Raw genomic sequence first — 17611 nt, forward strand, 5'->3', positions numbered from 1 at the left:
CGTCCGGTTCAAATCCTGAGTGAATGAAAGCCGCTGGCCTTGTGCAGACGGTTCATGATGGCAAGACCGAGGCCCTTATCCGTCGTGCCCTCGCCGAGCAGCACATCGGCCGGCGTATCGTTGAAGGCGATGAGCTCTTCATAAATATGGGCGGCAATCGTCAGAAGGTCGCCCTGCGGACCGTAATCCGCCAACAGCTCCTGCGGCACGAGGTCCTGTAGTGCCGTCACGACCTCGCGGCTCGCGAGGACACCGACTGTGTGGCCCTCCTGCTGGAGGCGGCGCACGGTGCGGCGGAAGGCGGCGGGCATGCCCTTTGGATCTCCTTCGAGCAGCGTCAGCGGAGCCTTCGGTGCATAATGCTTGTATTTCATGCCGGGAGCCTTGGGCACGACCTTGGCCCCGACGATGGCGGGGTCGAGGCGGCAGCCGCCGAGGACTTCCGTCAGCATCTCGCGCGTGATGGCGCCGGGGCGCAGGATGGTCGCGACAGGCCCCGTGCAGTCGACGATGGTGGATTCCACACCGAAGTGGCAGGCACCGCCGTCAAGGATCATGGGGATACGGCCCGCCATGTCGCGCAGCACGGAGGCTGCCGTCGTCGGGCTCGGACGACCGGAGATATTGGCCGAAGGCGCTGCCACGGGCACGCCGGCTGCCCGGATCATGGCGCGTGCGACGGGATGTTCCGGCATGCGGATGCCGACGGTGTCAAGTCCGCCCGTAATGCGGTCCGGCACGATATCCTTGCGTTTCATGATCAGCGTGATGGGGCCCGGCATGAAGGCCGCGATGAGTTTTTCGGCTATCGGCGTGACTTCGGCGGCAATGGCCGCGATCATGGCGCGGTCCGCCACATGCAGGATCAGCGGATTGTCCGAGGGACGCCCCTTCGCTTCATAGATGCGCGCGCAGGCTTCCGCGTCAAGCCCGTTGGCGCCGAGCCCATAGACCGTTTCCGTCGGAAAAGCCACAAGCCCCCCGCCCCGCAGAATCTTCCCCGCCCGCCGGAGTTCTTCCTGCTGCGCGTTCACATCCGTTATCGTCACGATTTCTGTCTGCATATCTGCCACCTACCCTATCATCTATAAAAATCCCAAGGACTCTTCCGGCCCTTCGGGCCACCTTCTCCGGGGATGCCCCCGGCATCCCGCGCTTCGCGCCCGTGCGCGGGGCTGCGCCGCATGCAAAGACTTACAGTCAAGCATCGGTCTTTCCCGCTAGCTCAAGGACCTCTTCCGGCCCTTCGGGTCACCTTCCCCGTGCGCGGGGAAGGCTGCGCGCTTTGTCACGCTCGCAAATAACCGAAAAGTACGAGCCCCGAGCCTTCTCCCCGCAGGGAGAAGGGGGACCGCGCAGCGGTGGAAGAGGTCCATGGACTTGCGGAATTCAAACCAAACAAATGACGAGTCCTGTCTGGCGGCGTACCCCGCAGGGAGAAGCGGGACCTCAAAGCGGGGGAAGAGATCCCCTTTCAATTTCTTCCAAAACTTGACGAATCTTCTCGCAGACGCCGTAAAAATTCTCATGGATTTCGCGATTCGTAAAGCGCAGCTCACGAATTCCCTCTTGAGAAAGAATATTTGTTCGCTGGCGATCATATGTCAATTGTTCCGGTTCATAATGCTGCGCTCCGTCCAATTCGACAGACAAACGGCAGGACGGACAATAAAAATCTAAGATGTATCGGCGCACTGGTACCTGTCGCTTGAACCGCTGCGGCAGCATGCATAAAAAATCATACCACAAATGACGTTCTTCTCTCGTCATATTGGATCGCAAGTTCTGTGACAACTGCTTGAGTGACGCTTTATGATACATCTCACCTCATTCCTTTCTCCAGGCTACGACCACACGGTCGATGCCGGCGTAGTCGGGGAGGATCTCGGTCTTGCCGATCAGGGGATTGGCCTTGGCGAGGGCGGCGACGTCCCGGGCCTGGTGGATGCCGACCTCGAAGGCGAGGAAACCGTTTGGTGCGAGCATCTGCGGTGCTTCTGCCGCGAGACGGCGGTAAAAATCAAGGCCGTCCGCTCCGCCAGAAAGGGCCGTATGCGGCTCTTTCGTGCGCACTTCCGGGGCCAGAGTCCCGATGTCGGCCTCGGGGATATACGGAGGATTCGAGAGGATGGCGGCGAACGTCCGGCCCGCGAGCGGCACCAGGAGGTCGCCCGTATGGAAGGTGATGCGGTCCGCAAGGCCCAGCTGCTCGGCGTTCTCTTCCGCCACGGCACGAGCTGCCGGCGAGATGTCAACCGTCTCCGCCGTCGCCTGCGGCAGGTAATGGAGAACGGAAAGGCAGATGGCGCCCGTGCCCGTGCCGATATCGGCGATGTGCAGGGCTGTATCATCCGACGCTGGCATCGCCTTGAGCCGGTCAATGGCTGCCTGCACGAGGATTTCTGTATCGGGCCGCGGGATCAGGGTGTCCGGCGTGACCTTGAACGTCAGCCCCATGAATTCCCGTTCGCCCAGAATATAAGCAACGGGCACGTGCATGACACGCTTTTTCACCATCTCGCGGTAGGCAGCCAGCTCCTCCGGCTGCAAAGGCTCGTCAAAATGCACGTAGAGATAGATGCGCTGTTTCTTCAGCACATGGGAGAGCAGGACTTCGGCATCGAGCCGCGGAGACTCCAGTCCCTTGTCCGCAAAGTAACCTTCGGTCCACTTGAGGATGCGGCCGATGGTCCAGATCCGGTCATTCATTGGCATCCACCTTTCTGAGACGCTGCGTCTGGTCGGCCGTGATGAGCGCCGCGATGAGTTCATCGAGTTCGCCGTTCAGGATGGCATCAATCTTATGGAGTGTCAGGCCGATGCGATGGTCCGTCACACGTCCCTGCGGGAAATTGTACGTGCGGATGCGCTCGCTGCGGTCGCCGGAGCCCACCTGGCTGCGGCGGTCCGCCGCCACAGCCGCCTCCTGCTCCTGGCGGGCCTGGTCGAGGATGCGCGCACGCAGGACTTTCATGGCCTTTTCCTTGTTCTTGAGCTGCGACTTCTCGTCCTGGCACTGCACGACGATGCCCGTCGGCAGATGCGTGATGCGGATGGCCGTCTCCGTGCGGTTGACGTACTGGCCGCCCGCACCCGACGCACAGTACGTATCGATGCGCAGGTCCGACGGATTGATGTCCACCTCCACATCCTCCGCTTCCGGCAGCACAGCCACCGTGGCGGCGGAAGTATGGATGCGGCCGCCGGATTCCGTGACCGGCACGCGCTGGACGCGGTGTGTGCCGCTCTCATATTTGAGCCGGGAATACGCACCATGGCCGTTGACCAGGAACGTGATTTCCTTGAAGCCGCCGATGCCCGTCGCATTGCTCGTCATGACCTCGACCTTCCAGCCCTTCTTCTCCGCATAGCGCGAATACATGCGGAAGAGGTCGCCGGCAAAAAGCGCCGCCTCCTCGCCGCCCACGCCGCCGCGGATCTCCACGATGACGTTCTTGTCGTCATTGGGGTCCTTCGGCAGCAGCAGGACGGGCAGCCGTGCATCGAGTTCTTCCTTCTTTGACGTGAGCTCCGCAAGCTCTTCCTCGACGAGCTTGCGCATCTCACCGTCGAGCGGCTCTGCAAACATCGCCCTGGCTTCCCTGATGCCCTTGACGACGCGCTTGTACGTGCGGAATTCCTCCACGATTGGCGAAAGCGCCGCATGCTCCTTCGTATAATGCTGCCACTTCGTCATGTCCGCCATGGTTGCGGGGTCGCTAATGAGCGACTCCAGCTCCCGGTATTTGTCTTCTACTGCTTGGAGCTTCTCCAGCAAGTCCTTTCACCTCATCTTCCGCCTTGCATTTTTCCATATCCGCCGCGCAGACGCACGATCCGCCTCAGTGAGCCGTCTCCACAGAAGCAGCCGCCGGCACGCCGATCTCCGTTTCATCCTCTGCAGCCGCCTCCATGCGTTCCGGATAGCGATACTCGCCCGTGCCCTCGCGGATCTCTTCCGGCGGCAGCACGGCCTTCAGCGACTCGATGGCCACTTCCACCATATCGTCCTGCGGCGGACGCGTCGTCAGATACTGGAGCCAGAGGCCCGGCTTGATGGCCGTCTGGATGATGGGATTCTCGCTGCGGCCCGCAAGGCGGATGATCTCATACGAGATGCCCGCCACGACCGGCAGCAGCACGATGCGGCTCACGATGCGCTCCGCGAGATTCGGCCAGCCCAGGAAGGCAAAGACGAAAATCGAGACGAGCATGACGATGAGCAGGAAGTTTGTGCCGCAGCGCGGATGCAGCCGGGAGAACTTCTGCACATTCTCGACCGTCAGCGGCAGCCCCGCCTCATAGCAATGGATGGTCTTGTGCTCGGCCCCGTGATACTGGAACACGCGGCGGATGTCCTTCATGCGCGAGATGCCCCAGATGTAAGCCAAGAAGATTGCCAGGCGCAGGAAACCTTCCATGAGATTCAGGAAAAACGGGTCTTCCGTAACGAAATGGAAGAACTTTGCCGCGCCCGTCGGGATGGCGATGAACAGGATGCTCGCGAGCACGAGCGCAAAGATGATCGTACCGGCCATCTCCTTATCCGACAGCTGCTCTTCCTCCTCGCCGGCCATCTTGGCCGAATACGAGAGCGAGCGGATGCCGATGACCAAGGATTCCACCAGCGACACCGTGCCGCGCAGCATCGGCTTCTTGAGGATGGGATAGCGGTCGGAAATGGAATGCACATCCTTCGTCTCCACCTGGATCCTGCCTGCCGGGTCGCGCACCGCCGTAGCCGTGAGCTTCGGCCCGCGCATCATGACCCCTTCGATGACGGCCTGGCCGCCCACCATTAAATGATTGCCCATAATCGGACCCCCTGTATGTCAAAAAACAAAACCAACATTCTTTTCTTTACTCTATTACGATACGCTCAGCTGCTGTATTTTGTCTGTAGATTCTTCCATATATAAAATGAAGCAGAGCGAGATTTCTCTGCTCTGCTTCATCCTGCTGCATCTTACTGCTTGTGATAGCGCTTGTTGAACTTCTCGATGCGGCCGCCTGCCTGGACGTCACGCTGACGACCCGTGAAGAACGGATGGCACTTGGAGCAGACATCGACGCGAAGCTCTTTCTTCGTGGAACCCGTCTTGAACGTGTTGCCGCAACCGCAGATAACGGTAGCTTCGTAGTAATCCGGATGGATACCCTTCTTCATTCTATACACCTCTCTTTCCCCCCAGGAACTGGGAATGGATACAAGCCCGCTAGGCGCAGGCTTGGTTTAGACCTAGCTCCCCGTCTACGGGGGAAAGCCAGTCAGTTTTTGGCTTGGAAACAGACGTCACTACGTCCATTACCGGTCTATTATATCACGTGCTTTTGCGAGATGCAAGGCATTATCTGCCCTGTATCCCAGTCAAAAACAAAATCTGCTTGAAAAAAAGGAGACAATAAGGGATAATAAACTTAGAGATCATTACCAAGCGGTAATGTTTTTTCTTGTATACAAACGATCCTACAGAAAGGATGTCTTAATATGGAAAACGATACCAAAACCACGCAGCATCGCTGCAGTTTCTGCAAGCGCATGGTCACGATCCACGACGAATACGATATGCCGATCTACGATCCGACGACGGGCTTTGCCATCTGCAAGAACTGCATCCGCGAAATCAATCATTATATTGATATGCACGAGGCAGAGACGAAGCAGGAGGAAAAGCACGACTTCGCCGGCCAGCTCGATGAGATCCTCGCGAAGAACAAGCCGCATATCATCAAGCAGTATCTCGATGAATACATCATCAATCAGGACCGCGCCAAGAAGATCCTGTCCGTCGCCGTCTACAACCACTACAAGCGCATGAAATACGGTTATGAGAACAGCGATGGCACGGAAATCGAGAAATCGAACGTCATCATGCTCGGCCCCTCGGGCTGCGGCAAGACGGCACTGCTCTCCCATCTTTCGAAGCTCCTCGACGTGCCGTTCGCCGTCACGGATGCCTCGACGCTCACCGAAGCCGGCTTCGTCGGCGCCGATGTGGAGGTCGCCGTCCGCAACCTCTACTATGCAGCCGACAAGGATATCGAGAAAGCCGAGCACGGCATCATCTACCTCGACGAGTTCGACAAGATTGCCCGCAAGTCCGGCGCCAACAACTCCATCACGGCGGACCCGGGCCACGAGGGCGTCCAGCAGGGCCTGCTCAAGATGCTCGAGGGCAACGTCGTCGAGTTCACGGCGCGCGGCCAGCGCAAGCACCCTGAAGCACCGACCATCAAGGTTGACACGAAAAACATCCTCTTCATCGTCGGCGGCGCTTTTGTCGGCATCGACGACATCATCGCCAGACGCCTGCAGAAAGCGGACTCCTCCATCGGCTTCGGTGCCGAAGTCGCCAGCAAGGACGAAAAGCCGAAGTTCGACGAGCTCATCCATCAGGTGCGTCCGGAAGACCTCATGCACTACGGCATCATCCCGGAGGTCATCGGCCGCCTGCCCGTCATCTGCACGCTTGAATCGCTCGACGAAGACGCTCTGCTGCGCATCCTGACGGAGCCGAAGAACGCGCCGGTCAAGCAGTACGAGAAGCTGCTGGCCATGGACCACGTCAAGCTGGAATTCGAGCAGGACGCACTGCGCGCCGTGGCCAAGAAAGCCATCGAGCGCAAGACCGGCGCACGCAGCCTCAAGGGCATCATCGAAGATGTCATGCTCGATGTCATGTACGACATCCCGAAATCCTCCGAGCCGCGCAAAGTCATCATCACGAAAGCCTGCATCGACGAAGGCAGGAAACCGGACGTCGTGCCGCTCGACAAATAAGAACCATATAAAAAAGCTGCTGCCTGCAAATGCGCATGGCAGCAGCTTTTTTGTGGAAAAACGATTACGGACGAGCCTCGATGACCGGGAACTCGCCGAGCATCTTGAGCCATTTGCTCTTCTGGCGGACGGCCACGAGCGAAGCCTGCAGCTCCTCCTCATTGTCATCCATCTCCAGATCGAAAAAGAAGATGTAGGCGCCGAGCTCCGTGCGCGCGGGGCGTGACTCGATGCGCGTCATGTTGATGCCGCGCTCGGCGAACTCCTTGAGTACCTCGTAAAGCGCACCAGGCTTCTTGCCGTCGATCTCGCAGATGACGAGCATCTTCTCGTGCGGCAGGACACTTTCCTCGCTGCGGCGCTGCAATTCAAAGAAGCGCGTAGCATTCGACATGCTGTCCTGGATTTCCGTCGCGAGCGGCACGAGGCCGTTGAGCTCACCGCCGCGCTGCGTGCAGATGGCGGCGGCGCCGCTTGCCGCCGGTTCCTCAGCCACGAGCTCAGCTGCCCGGGCCGTACTCGCAACCTTCACGACCTCGGCCGCGGGATAATGTGCCTGCAGATAGCCCCAGCACTGGGAAATCGGCTGCGGATGCGAATAGATCCGGCGCACCGCGGAAACGCCCGGCCTGGCCATGAGCTGATTGTGCACGGGCCAGATGAGCTCCCGCATGACCTGCAGATCGTCGCTGCGCGCGAGCGTATCGAGGGTGATGTTGATGGCCCCCTCCAGAGAATTCTCGACCGGCACGAGGCAGGAATCCACCTCGCCGCTCTCCACGGCCTGAATGACCGCGAAGATATCCGGATAAACCACAAGTTCTCTCTGTTCCGGCAAACGGGACGTCAAATAGTGTGCAGCTGCTTCGCTGTGCGTCCCCAGCGGGCCCAGGACCCCCATTTTCTTCATGCTTTCCAATCCCCTCACGATTTGTTATTCCCTCTTGAATTTATCCTGCCACTTCAAGAGATCCGGGCAGAGATCGCCGATGGACGTGGCGAGCGTATCCTGCGGCTGCAGCACATCAAGCACCGGCTTCATCGTCTCCTTGAACTTCTTGTCATCCTGCATCAGGGCAAGGATGGCACTCGTGTTGATGGCATCGGCCAGCGCCGTATGCTGCGTGCCCTCGAATTTATGATCCATGGCACCGAGTGCATGCTTGAGAGCCAGGCTGTTGTGAAGTCCCAGACGTTCATCGAACTCCTGCTGCAGGTCGACCCAGCGCTCATTGAGCCAGTTCACATCGAAATCCGGCAGTTTGAAACGGCATTCATTGCGGAGCTGTTTGATATCCGACATGCTCCAGGAATAGATGCGCGTCTCCTCATCCCCCACCCAGTGGATGAAATCGCGGAAGCAGTCGGCATAATGTTTCTGGCCGTCGACCATGGCCTGCGTGATGCTTGTAAGTGCTGTGATGTGTTTCTTGATGGGACCGTACTCCGGCTTCACATAGCATTGGAATTCGGATTCCTGCTGAAACGCACTGTCAAGGCGCACCGCCCCGATCTCAATGACCTCTTCCCTGAGCTTGCGGCGCACTTCGCGGTATTCCCGGTCCACAGGATTCATTTCTAAATCTACAACAACATACTTCACAACCTACTTCACTCCCTTTTATTCTATCGTGCCTTACCCTCTATTCTAAGGTATCCCGTGCCATCATTCAAGTAAATTTGCCTTTTTGTCATTTTTCCTGTGTGTTTCCGGCTTCCGTTTGCCTGCATTGTATTCTGGTGACAGATGGCGTATCATAAAACAGGAAGGATTCTTACTGCATATCAGAAAGGAGTGCTGCCTGTGCACGCTTACCGTCTCTATCTCTTCGATTTTGACTATACCCTCGTCAATTCCGAGCCGGCCATCCTCAAATGCTTCCATATCACGCTGCAGAAGCTCGGCTACGGCGACCGCACGGATGATGTGATCCGCGTCACCATCGGACTGCCCATGGTCGAGGCCGTCAAGAAGATCCTGCCGACGGACGATGAGGAAGAGGCAAAAGCCTTCGTGCGCGCCTATACCCCGGAAGCCGACCGCTACATGACACCCGGCACGACCTTTTTCCCGCATACGGTCGCAACATTGCGCCGGCTGCGCGAAAACGGCGCCAGGATCGCCATCATCTCCAACAAGACGCATCACCGCATCCAGGAAAAATTCGACCTCGACGGCGTCCCGGAACTCATCGACCTCATCATCGGCAGCAACGATGTCGAGGCGCACAAGCCCGATCCGACGGGCCTGCTGACGGCACTCGAACATTTCCAGATTGCAAAAGAGGATGCACTCTACATCGGCGACAGCTTTGTCGACGCCGAAGCCGCCCGCAACGCCGGCTTGGACTTCGCAGGCGTCACGACGGGCACGACGAGCCGCGAAACGCTCGCTTCCTATCCGCATATCGCCATCTTTGACGATATCGCCGAACTCGTCACCACGCTGCAGGACTGACCGTTCCCCTTCATACTTGCCAAAAAGCAAAAAAAATGCTAGAATAATTAAGTCAGTAACGATGCGGGCATAGTTCATCGGTAGAATGAAAGCTTCCCAAGCTTTAGAGGGCGGTTCGATTCCGCTTGCCCGCTCCATTTGCCATCGTATCCTGCAGGCAGTAGCCTGCAGGATTTTTTGTTGTCTGTCGCACATAAAAAATCCGCAGCAAAAACGTACTGCGGATTTTTTTCATTATCTATGGATCTGCCTGAAGAACTGTCAACAGGTATGGCATTTATCGTAAATGCCTGCTTTCTTCAGCGTATCGACAACCGTGACGCCGATATGAGCAACCGTATCAGCCACTTCGATGCCCACGGCATTGAGTGCTGCAATCTTATCGGCTGCCGTGCCCTTGCCGCCCGAGATGATGGCGCCGGCATGGCCCATGCGCTTGCCCGGAGGAGCCTGACGGCCCGCGATGAAGGCAGCAACCGGCTTCTCCGGCATGTTGGCCTTGATCCACTGAGCAGCTTCTTCCTCGGCCGTGCCGCCGATTTCACCGATCATGAGCACAGCGAGCGTATCCGGATCTTCCTTGAAGAGCTTGAGCGCATCGATGAAGTCCGTGCCCTTGACGGGGTCGCCGCCGATGCCGATGGCCGTCGTCTGGCCGATGCCGGCCGCCGAGAGCTGGAACGTCGCTTCATACGTCAGGGTACCGGAGCGCGAGATAACGCCCACATGGCCCTTCTTGTGGATGTAGCCCGGGATGATGCCGAGCTTGCATTCATCAACCGTCAGGATGCCCGGGCAGTTCGGGCCGATCAGGCGCGTCTTCTTGCCTTCCATGTAGCGGCGTACCTTGACCATATCCTGCACCGGGATGTGCTCGGAGATGCAGACGACGACATCGAGTTCCGCTTCGACGGCTTCCATGATGGAGTCAGCGGCAAAGCGCGCCGGCACATAGATGACGGAAGCGTTTGCGCCCGTGGCTTTGACGGCGTCACGGACCGTGTTGAAGACCGGCACGCCTTCAACCGTCTGACCAGCCTTGCCCGGCGTGACGCCGGCCACGATCTTCGTGCCGTAAGCGATCATCTGCTTCGTATGAAAAGTAGCGGCCTTGCCCGTGATACCCTGAACGATGACTTTTGTATCTTTATCGACTAAGATTCCCATGATGCGACCCTCCTCAAGCCTTGGCGCCGGCTTCTTTGACAAGCCGCACGATGGTTTCTGCGCCGCCTTCCATCGTCGGCGCCATGATGACATTCTCGATCGGCGTATCCCGGAGAATCTCACGGCCTCTCTCGACATTCGTGCCTTCCAGTCGTACGACGACCGGGACCGGCAGCGAACGGCCATCCGGCGAAATGAGTTTCGCCGCATCGACGATGCCCTGTGCGACGAGGTCGCATTTATTGATGCCGCCAAAGATATTGACGAAGATGCCCTTGGCCTGACCGCCGTCCAGCATGATGCGGAAGGCTTCCGCAATCTTCTCCGGCGTCGAATCGCCGCCTACATCGAGGAAGTTCGCCGGCTCACCGCCGTAGAACTTGATGATGTCGACCGTTGCCATCGCGAGGCCGGCGCCATTGACCATGCAGGCCACGTCGCCGCCGAGGTTGACGTAGTTGAGGCCGGCTTTTGCCGCACGGCGCTCCTTCGGGTCTTCCTCGCTCTCATCGCGCAGCGCCTCGATATCCGGATGACGGAAAAGCGCACTGTCGTCGAAATTCAGCTTGGCATCGAGTGCGATGACGTCGCCTTCCTTCGTGACGACCAGCGGATTGATTTCCGCCAGGCTGCAGTCCTTGCCCACGAACACCTGATAAAGTCCCATCATGAATTTCGTGACCTTGCGGATTGTCTCCTGCGGGAAATGCATGCCATATGCCATGCGGCTGGCCTGGAACGGCAGGAGCCCCGTAGCGGGATCAATGAACTCCTTGAGGATCTTGTCCGGCATCTCGGCTGCGACCTTCTCAATCTCCATGCCGCCTTCTTCCGAGCCCATCATGACGATACGGCCCGTCTGGCGGTCAATGACGAACGAAAGGTAATACTCCTTCGCGATGTTGGAACCCGCTTCAATGAGCAGACGGTTCACCTGTTTGCCCTCCGGCCCCGTCTGATGCGTGACGAGCGTCTTGCCGAGAAGTTCCTGTGCGGCTGCGCGTACCTCGTCCTGCGAATGGGTGATCTTGACACCGCCGGCCTTGCCGCGGCCACCCGCATGGATTTGTGCCTTGACGACTACGACGTCCGTGCCGAGCTCCGCTGCCTTCTGTACCGCCTCATCGACCGAAAAGGCCGGCTGGCCTTCCGGGACATTGACGCCGTACGAACGCAGGATTGCCTTGCTTTGATACTCATGGATATTCATAAATCAATCCGCCCCCTTTTTTATGGGTTGAGCGCCCACTGCCATTTTTGCAGTTGTCGCGCAATAATTATCGTTTATATTGCAAAACGAATCGATACATGCATATTATATCTCAAAAGATATCATATTGTCTAGGTTTTCTTATTTTTTACCCGAATTTTTTTCTGATTTATCCTGTTGAGCATGATATGCCTCGAGATCACGGGCAGCGGCATGCAGCATATCCTGCGTGATCTTGTACGGCATCACGCTGACATCCTGCTTCTTCTCCGTCGCCTGGAACACACGGTGGATATCGGCTTCACTCGCACACGTATCCTCGCGGCAGGTCGGCAGGCCGATGCTGCGGCAGAACCGGAAGAAGCGCTCAAACTCCTCCTTCTGGCCATCGCAGAGCAGCAGAAGCAGCGTGCCATACGCCACGAGGCCGCCGTGCTGACGGCACTGTTCAGCAGCCGGCAGGTCAGACAGCTCCACGAACAGGCGATGGGCCATATGACCGTTGTATTCCGGTGCCGCGAAATTCGAGACGAGGCCGCTCGTTATGACAATCGAGAGCACAACCTCCTCGAAGGCGTCGCTGACGACATGGCGGCGGTTATCCTCGACAGCCTGCACACCGTAATTGTAAAGCGGATCCAGGCACATCTTGGCCAGTGCGATGCCCATGCCGTCGCGGTGGCAGAGCTTGCGGCCCCTTGACGCAATGGTCGCCTCATAATACTTCGCCATCGTATCGCCGATGCCGCGCAGCAGATACTCAACCGGAGCCTGCGCCATGATGCGGCTGCAGAGGAATACATGGACAGGAGGGACCGTGGAGTACAGGTACTCACGGAATTTGCCCTGCGGCGTGTAGATCGTCGCGATGCTGGCGGCAGCCGCGCAGCTGCCCGCCACCGTCGGGAACGTGAAGAACGGCTTATGCTGGGCATGTGCCACAGCCTTTGCCGTATCGATGGCCTTGCCGCCGCCGACAGCAAAGACCATGTCGGCCGCCTGCACGGCCTCATCCCGGCTGATTTTCTCGATGAGCTCATACGAGGATTGGCCGCCAGCATGGATGAAGCCGGTAAACTCCAGGCCCACGCCCTCGACGGCCCGCACCATCTTCTCCTGTGCCACCTCGATGCCCGTGCGTCCGCCGATCACGACTACACCCTTGCCGTAGCGCGGACAGACCTCGCGAATCTTCTCATACGCCTCCACACCGATCGTGTAGTCCGGAAATGTCATGGTATATCTGCCTTCCATTTTGGGGTCCTCCTCTCAAGGATAACTCGTTCACTCAGTCTTTGCGGCCCAGCACATAAACCGTCTGTGCACGCCACGTATCGCCCTTCTTCAAGAGCGGCTGCGGGAAATTCGGATTTGCAAACGCATTCGGGAAATACTGCGTCTCAAGGCAGAAGCCCGTGCGGCGCTCAAAGCGCACGCCATCCTTGCCCGGCAGGCTGCCATCGAGATAATTGCCCGTGTAGAACTGCACGCCCGGCTGCGTCGTGTAGCAGGTCAGCGTGAAGCCCGATTTGTCGGACTCGGCATACGCCGCCTTCTTGAGGCCGCCGTTGACGTAATCGATTGGGCAGCCCGGGTCGAAGCCGAACATGCCGGGCTTCTGCTCAACGACAGGCTTCTCATCGCGGATGACCCAGTTATGGTCATAGCCATGGCCCATGACGAGTTCATCGAAATCATCATCGATGTGCTCGCCGATGCGCGTCAGCTGGCGCAGATCCATAGGCGTGCCGTCAACGGGCAGGATGCGGCCATCCGGCAGCGATTCCTCGTCGGCCCAGGTGTATTTGTCGGCAAAGATCTGGATTTTCTGGTCGAGTACCGGGCCTGCGGCAAAGCCATCGAGATTGAAATAGGCGTGATTCGTCAGATTGCAGACCGTGTCGGCATCGGACACTGCCTCGTAGCGGATGGACAATTCATTGTCATTCGACAGCGAATAGAGAACGTTTACTGTCATGTTACCAGGATAGCCGCCCTCGCCATCTGCGGCGTGATACGTGAGCTTCACGCCCTCATCCGTCGCCTCTGCCGTCCAGAGTTTCTGATGGAAGCCCTGGAAGCCGCCGTGGATGTGGTTCTGGTTGTGCGAGCCCGTGTTGAGGTCCAGCTGATACGTCTTGCCGTCAATGACGACCTTGCCGCCGGCAATGCGGTTGGCATGGCGTCCGACGAGGCCGCCCATGCTCGTGTCATCCTTCTCGTAGGATGCGGCACTGTCGTACCCGAGCACAATATCCGTGCGCTTATAGTCCCTGCCGTAGGCACTCCAGCCGACCAGACGTGCGCCATACGTCGTGACCTTGACCTCCGTCCCCTTGGTGTTGCGGAGTGTGTAGAGCTCGGCCTCGCGTCCGTCACTGAGCTTGCCAAACGATTCTTTCTTGATAATAGCCATGGATACATCCCTCCAAGAAGAATTTAATATCGCCGAATTGCTTATCATTTCGGACAATTCTATGCGATTCCACTTTACTCTTTATTCGTCTTTTTGTCAATCACCTTGCCGCCCCAGGCGGAAATACGCCCCATCCGGCCGGCTATAAACAAATTGCAGTAATTATGCTATAATTGTGCTGTAATTCATTTTTTCCTAGAACATTCATTTTCATTATCCTTTTTCAATGATCACAAGGGGGAATCATCATGAAAGAGAAAAACGCTTACATCTTCTTCAACTGTGACGAAGAAAAGAGCCAGAAATCCATGAACTTGTTCTACAACAAGGAAATCTACCGTGACCTCAAGCTTGCCCGCCGGGCTCTCTACGCAAAGATTGAAGAGGAACTGGCTGCCGGCCGCATCCACGCCAAAGAAGAAGACATCCCGGCCATCCGCGAAGCCATCTTGAATGGTGACCCGACGAAAGCCAGTGACTACATCCAGTACGGCATCATCGAGGCGTTTCCGATTGTCTGAGCAAGCAAAAAGCGCTGCCTGTTCCAGTCAGCCCTGCCACATACATCGAGCAGAGCTGCGGAACGGCAGCGCTTTTTTATTGCTTAAAGCGTGAGTTTATCCGGCACGATCTCCGACAGCTTGTCCACGACGCAGTCGGCGAGGCTCAGGTCCTGGCCTCCAGAATGCGGACTCCGGAAGCCGATGCAGTACATACCGGCCCGCTTGGCGGCAGTTACGCCGCTCTTTGTATCCTCCAGCACCATGCACGTCTGCGGACTGACCCCCAACCGCTCAGCACTCAACCGATAAATAGTCGGATCCGGCTTGCTCTTGGGCAACGTACTGCCGGACAATACCGACTGGAAATAGGGACGAATGGCAAAGGAATCCAATACAGCATCCATGACTTTCTGCCACGACGATGTCGCCAAAGCCAAAGGAATATGAACCTGATGGAGTGCTCGAATCAAATCGATGGCGCCCGGAATCGGCTTTGCCTCTCCCTGCAGGATCAAACTAAGATAATGTTCCCGTTTATACGATACCAGATCTTCAAGTCTGAGATCCTTACGATGTTCCCTTGCAATCACCTCTGCAAACATATCATCACTGGTACGCCCCATATAATGAATGAGGTCTTTTTCATCAAATGGCAAGCCAAAATGATGACAAGTATCCAGTTTAGTCCGAGAATGAAGAAGTTCACTGTCGATGATAACGCCATCCATATCAAAGATAAAAGCTGCTGGTCGCAAAAAAATTCCTCCTAGTCATCGTACGAAACACTGCATGTCTAAAGACTATTATAGCCCATCGCAGTATCATCGTCACCAATGACCAGGAGGAATTTTCTTAGAGACTCGCCTGGCAGATGAGGTTCATGAAGAACAGGAAGCCCAGGCAATAGCTGAGTGCATGAATCTCACGCGAACGGCCGTTCATGAGCTTCAACAGGGGATATGCCGTGAAGCCGAAGGCCAGGCCCGTCGAGATGCTGCCCGAAAGCGGAATCAGCACGACGACGAGGAACGCCGGAAACCACTCCGAGAAATCCTTGAAATCCATGTACTGCAGCTGCTGCATCATCATCGCGCCCGTGATGATGATGACCGGTGCAATGGCAGCCTGCGGCACATAGGAAAGGAACGGGATGAAGAAAAGCGAGATGCAAAACAGCACAGCAGCCGTCAGCGCCATGAGGCCCGTGCGTCCGCCGCTCGCGATGCCGGCGGCGCTCTCCGCCGCGGCAACCGTCGGGCTCGTGCCGAGGATACTCGAAATCAGCGTCGTAAAGGCCGAGCCGATGTACGTGCGCGAGAATTTCCTGCGGTCCGGCAGGATGCCCTCCAGGAGGCCCATCGTCTCAAAAATCATGATCATCGACATCGAGAAAACTGAGAGCAGGAACGGGATGCTCAGGAAGGAATGGAAATCCGCCTGGAAGAGCAGCTGCGGATACGCTGCGATATGCGAGAATTCGAGATCAAGCGGCACTTCATCGTGCAGGCCGAAAATCTGTGCAACGACCGTCGTCACGACAATGGCCAGGAAGAAACTGCCCGTCACGCCGCGCAGGTAAAGCGCCAGGCTCACAATGAGGCCAAAGATGGCGAGGAGCGCCATCGGATTCGTCAGCGAACCGAGCTCGATGATCGCGTTCGTGCCCGACCGTATGAGCTGCGCCTTCTCAAGGCCGATCTCCACGAGGAACAGACCGATGCCGGCCGTAATCGCACATTTAAGGGAATTCGGCACGGCGCTGGCGAGGCGCTCCCGCCATTTCGTGCAGGCCACATACGCAAAAATCAGGCCCGATACGAGCGAGATTGCGATGGCTTCCTGCCACGTCAGTCCCATCTGCACGCAGATCGTATATGTGAAAAACGCATTGACGCCCATACCCGGCGTCAGCACGATTGGCGCATCGGCCACAAAGGCCATGATCAGACAGCCGATGATCGACGAGAAGATCGTCGCAAATACGGACAGCTCGGCAGGAATGCCGGCGTCGGCCAGGATCATCGGGTTGACCACGATAATATAGGAAATGGCAAAGAATGCCGTGATGCCCGCGAGGATTTCCCTCTGCCACAGGCGGCGGTCCTTCAGCACTCCATCGAACAGCGTCATAACGTTTCCTCCTCAAAGCAATTCTGCCCATTCTCTCATATTCCCCAGCGGGGATTCTTTCAAATTTCGTATTCTTTGACTCTACCTTTAGTCTACTCATTCTGCCTCCAATAAAAAAGGACACTCGTCCGGAGTGTCCTAAAATTTTTCTTCTTGTTATTTTCTGAAAACAGTTCTCGCACCTGTTTTCGGAAAGAAATATGATATAATGAGGGCATCATACCGTCTCATACTCTGCCGCTCAAAAATCTGTACAAAGAAAGGATGTCATTTGATATGCAACTCGACTACATGCTGGAGCATATGCCGGAAGAAATCAAACGCCTGACGAGCCGACGCATCTTCCTGCCCGGTGAAGCCGTGGTCCGCAAGGGGGAGCGTGCTAATCACGTCTATATCCTGACGAAGGGCAGTACGCGCGTCAGCAACGAATTTGCCAGCGGCCAGCGCTATACCTTTGCGCGCCAGAATGTCCCGGATCTCATCGGCGACCTCGAGGTACTGGCCGGTCAGCCGATCTTTTCCACGACGAACGAGGCTTTGACCACCTGCGAAGTCATCTCGATGACGGCTGAGACGTTCCTTCAGTGGATGCAGCTCGACAACCATTTCTCCTTCGCCGTCGCCCGTCTGCTCGCAGCCAAGATGTACCCAACGTCCAACGAGAACGGCCGCATCAAGTTCCAGCCGAGCCTCGAACGCCTTCAGCATTACCTGCTCAAGCGCCTCGGCGACATCGACACCGACCTCTTCATCCTGCACACGAGCCGCCAGCAGATCGCCGACGACATCGGCACCAGCGTCAAGACCGTGAACCGCGGCGTCACCAAGCTCAAGGACGCCGGCCTCATCAGTCTCATCCACGGCAAGATTGCCATCGACAAAGCGCAGCAGGAAGCCCTGCGCGAAACGAAATTTGCCGAAGACTGAATGCCGGCAGAAGTTT

18 protein-coding genes and 1 tRNA gene are annotated in these 17611 nt (G+C 57.2%); 5 read left to right on the top strand and 14 right to left on the bottom strand.

Going from position 1 to position 17611, the window contains the following annotated elements; genetic code table 11:
* Nucleotides 1–8 precede the first annotated feature (8 nt).
* The 6 genes from DWZ54_RS01605 to rpmE form a co-directional block, all read right to left on the bottom strand.
* Nucleotides 9–1064: an L-threonylcarbamoyladenylate synthase gene (locus DWZ54_RS01605; RefSeq protein ID WP_118474225.1), complete on the bottom strand. Its 1056-nt coding sequence runs from the start codon at nt 1062–1064 to the stop codon at nt 9–11.
* A gap of 385 nt (nt 1065–1449) precedes the next feature.
* A complete protein-coding gene (locus DWZ54_RS01610) occupies nt 1450–1821 on the bottom strand; it encodes an endonuclease domain-containing protein (RefSeq protein ID WP_118474226.1) in 372 nt (123 codons plus the stop codon).
* Between the two features lie 6 nt (nt 1822–1827).
* Entirely contained in the window at nt 1828–2709 is an 882-nt protein-coding gene (prmC, locus tag DWZ54_RS01615; protein WP_118474227.1) for a peptide chain release factor N(5)-glutamine methyltransferase, read from the bottom strand.
* Complete coding sequence (gene prfA / locus DWZ54_RS01620; RefSeq protein WP_118474228.1) at nt 2702–3778, bottom strand: peptide chain release factor 1; 1077 nt, start codon at nt 3776–3778, stop codon at nt 2702–2704. Before prfA ends, prmC begins: the two co-directional genes overlap by 8 nt.
* Before the next feature lie 64 nt (nt 3779–3842).
* On the bottom strand, nt 3843–4814 hold the full coding sequence (locus DWZ54_RS01625; protein ID WP_118474229.1) for a DUF1385 domain-containing protein: 972 nt from the start codon (nt 4812–4814) through the stop codon (nt 3843–3845).
* A gap of 152 nt (nt 4815–4966) precedes the next feature.
* Nucleotides 4967–5167: a 50S ribosomal protein L31 gene (rpmE, locus tag DWZ54_RS01630; RefSeq protein ID WP_118016087.1), complete on the bottom strand. Its 201-nt coding sequence runs from the start codon at nt 5165–5167 to the stop codon at nt 4967–4969.
* A gap of 321 nt (nt 5168–5488) precedes the next feature.
* Here rpmE and clpX point away from each other — a divergent pair, with 321 nt between their 5' ends.
* The gene (gene clpX / locus DWZ54_RS01635; RefSeq protein ID WP_118016088.1) at nt 5489–6781 is read left to right on the top strand and encodes an ATP-dependent Clp protease ATP-binding subunit ClpX; all 1293 of its coding nucleotides are present in this window, start codon (nt 5489–5491) and stop codon (nt 6779–6781) included.
* Between the two features lie 64 nt (nt 6782–6845).
* On the opposite strand, the gene pheA is transcribed toward clpX, so the two are convergent.
* Nucleotides 6846–7691, bottom strand: coding sequence for a prephenate dehydratase (gene pheA, locus DWZ54_RS01640; protein ID WP_118474230.1), 846 nt, complete (start codon nt 7689–7691; stop codon nt 6846–6848).
* Between the two features lie 24 nt (nt 7692–7715).
* A complete protein-coding gene (locus DWZ54_RS01645) occupies nt 7716–8384 on the bottom strand; it encodes a 3'-5' exonuclease (protein WP_118474231.1) in 669 nt (222 codons plus the stop codon).
* Nucleotides 8385–8585: 201 nt separating this feature from the next.
* Here DWZ54_RS01645 and DWZ54_RS01650 point away from each other — a divergent pair, with 201 nt between their 5' ends.
* Both DWZ54_RS01650 and DWZ54_RS01655 read left to right on the top strand, forming a co-directional pair.
* Nucleotides 8586–9239, top strand: coding sequence for an HAD family hydrolase (locus DWZ54_RS01650; RefSeq protein ID WP_233541583.1), 654 nt, complete (start codon nt 8586–8588; stop codon nt 9237–9239).
* Nucleotides 9240–9302: 63 nt separating this feature from the next.
* Nucleotides 9303–9376 (top strand) — tRNA-Gly (locus DWZ54_RS01655).
* A gap of 124 nt (nt 9377–9500) precedes the next feature.
* Here DWZ54_RS01655 and sucD read toward each other — a convergent pair.
* The 4 genes from sucD to DWZ54_RS01675 form a co-directional block, all read right to left on the bottom strand.
* The gene (gene sucD / locus DWZ54_RS01660; RefSeq protein WP_118014707.1) at nt 9501–10406 is read right to left on the bottom strand and encodes a succinate--CoA ligase subunit alpha; all 906 of its coding nucleotides are present in this window, start codon (nt 10404–10406) and stop codon (nt 9501–9503) included.
* A gap of 13 nt (nt 10407–10419) precedes the next feature.
* A complete protein-coding gene (gene sucC / locus DWZ54_RS01665; RefSeq protein ID WP_118474233.1) occupies nt 10420–11616 on the bottom strand; it encodes an ADP-forming succinate--CoA ligase subunit beta in 1197 nt (398 codons plus the stop codon).
* Nucleotides 11617–11757: 141 nt separating this feature from the next.
* Nucleotides 11758–12870, bottom strand: a complete 1113-nt coding sequence (locus tag DWZ54_RS01670) for an iron-containing alcohol dehydrogenase family protein (protein WP_118474234.1) — start codon at nt 12868–12870, stop codon at nt 11758–11760.
* Nucleotides 12871–12904: 34 nt separating this feature from the next.
* Complete coding sequence (locus DWZ54_RS01675; protein ID WP_118474235.1) at nt 12905–14032, bottom strand: aldose epimerase family protein; 1128 nt, start codon at nt 14030–14032, stop codon at nt 12905–12907.
* A 248-nt stretch (nt 14033–14280) separates the two neighbouring features.
* Between DWZ54_RS01675 and DWZ54_RS01680 the strand changes: the two genes are divergently transcribed.
* Entirely contained in the window at nt 14281–14553 is a 273-nt protein-coding gene (locus DWZ54_RS01680; RefSeq protein WP_118014695.1) for a hypothetical protein, read from the top strand.
* 83 nt (nt 14554–14636) lie between these two features.
* On the opposite strand, the gene DWZ54_RS01685 is transcribed toward DWZ54_RS01680, so the two are convergent.
* Both DWZ54_RS01685 and DWZ54_RS01690 read right to left on the bottom strand, forming a co-directional pair.
* Entirely contained in the window at nt 14637–15290 is a 654-nt protein-coding gene (locus DWZ54_RS01685) for an HAD family phosphatase (protein ID WP_233541584.1), read from the bottom strand.
* A 97-nt stretch (nt 15291–15387) separates the two neighbouring features.
* The gene (locus tag DWZ54_RS01690) at nt 15388–16665 is read right to left on the bottom strand and encodes an NCS2 family permease (protein ID WP_118474237.1); all 1278 of its coding nucleotides are present in this window, start codon (nt 16663–16665) and stop codon (nt 15388–15390) included.
* Nucleotides 16666–16941: 276 nt separating this feature from the next.
* Here DWZ54_RS01690 and DWZ54_RS01695 point away from each other — a divergent pair, with 276 nt between their 5' ends.
* Entirely contained in the window at nt 16942–17595 is a 654-nt protein-coding gene (locus DWZ54_RS01695) for a Crp/Fnr family transcriptional regulator (RefSeq protein ID WP_118474238.1), read from the top strand.
* Nucleotides 17596–17611 lie beyond the last annotated feature (16 nt).

It is taken from the genome of Mitsuokella sp. AF33-22 (genome assembly GCF_003475755.1).
In the GTDB taxonomy this organism is placed as follows: Bacteria; Bacillota; Negativicutes; order Selenomonadales; family Selenomonadaceae; genus Mitsuokella.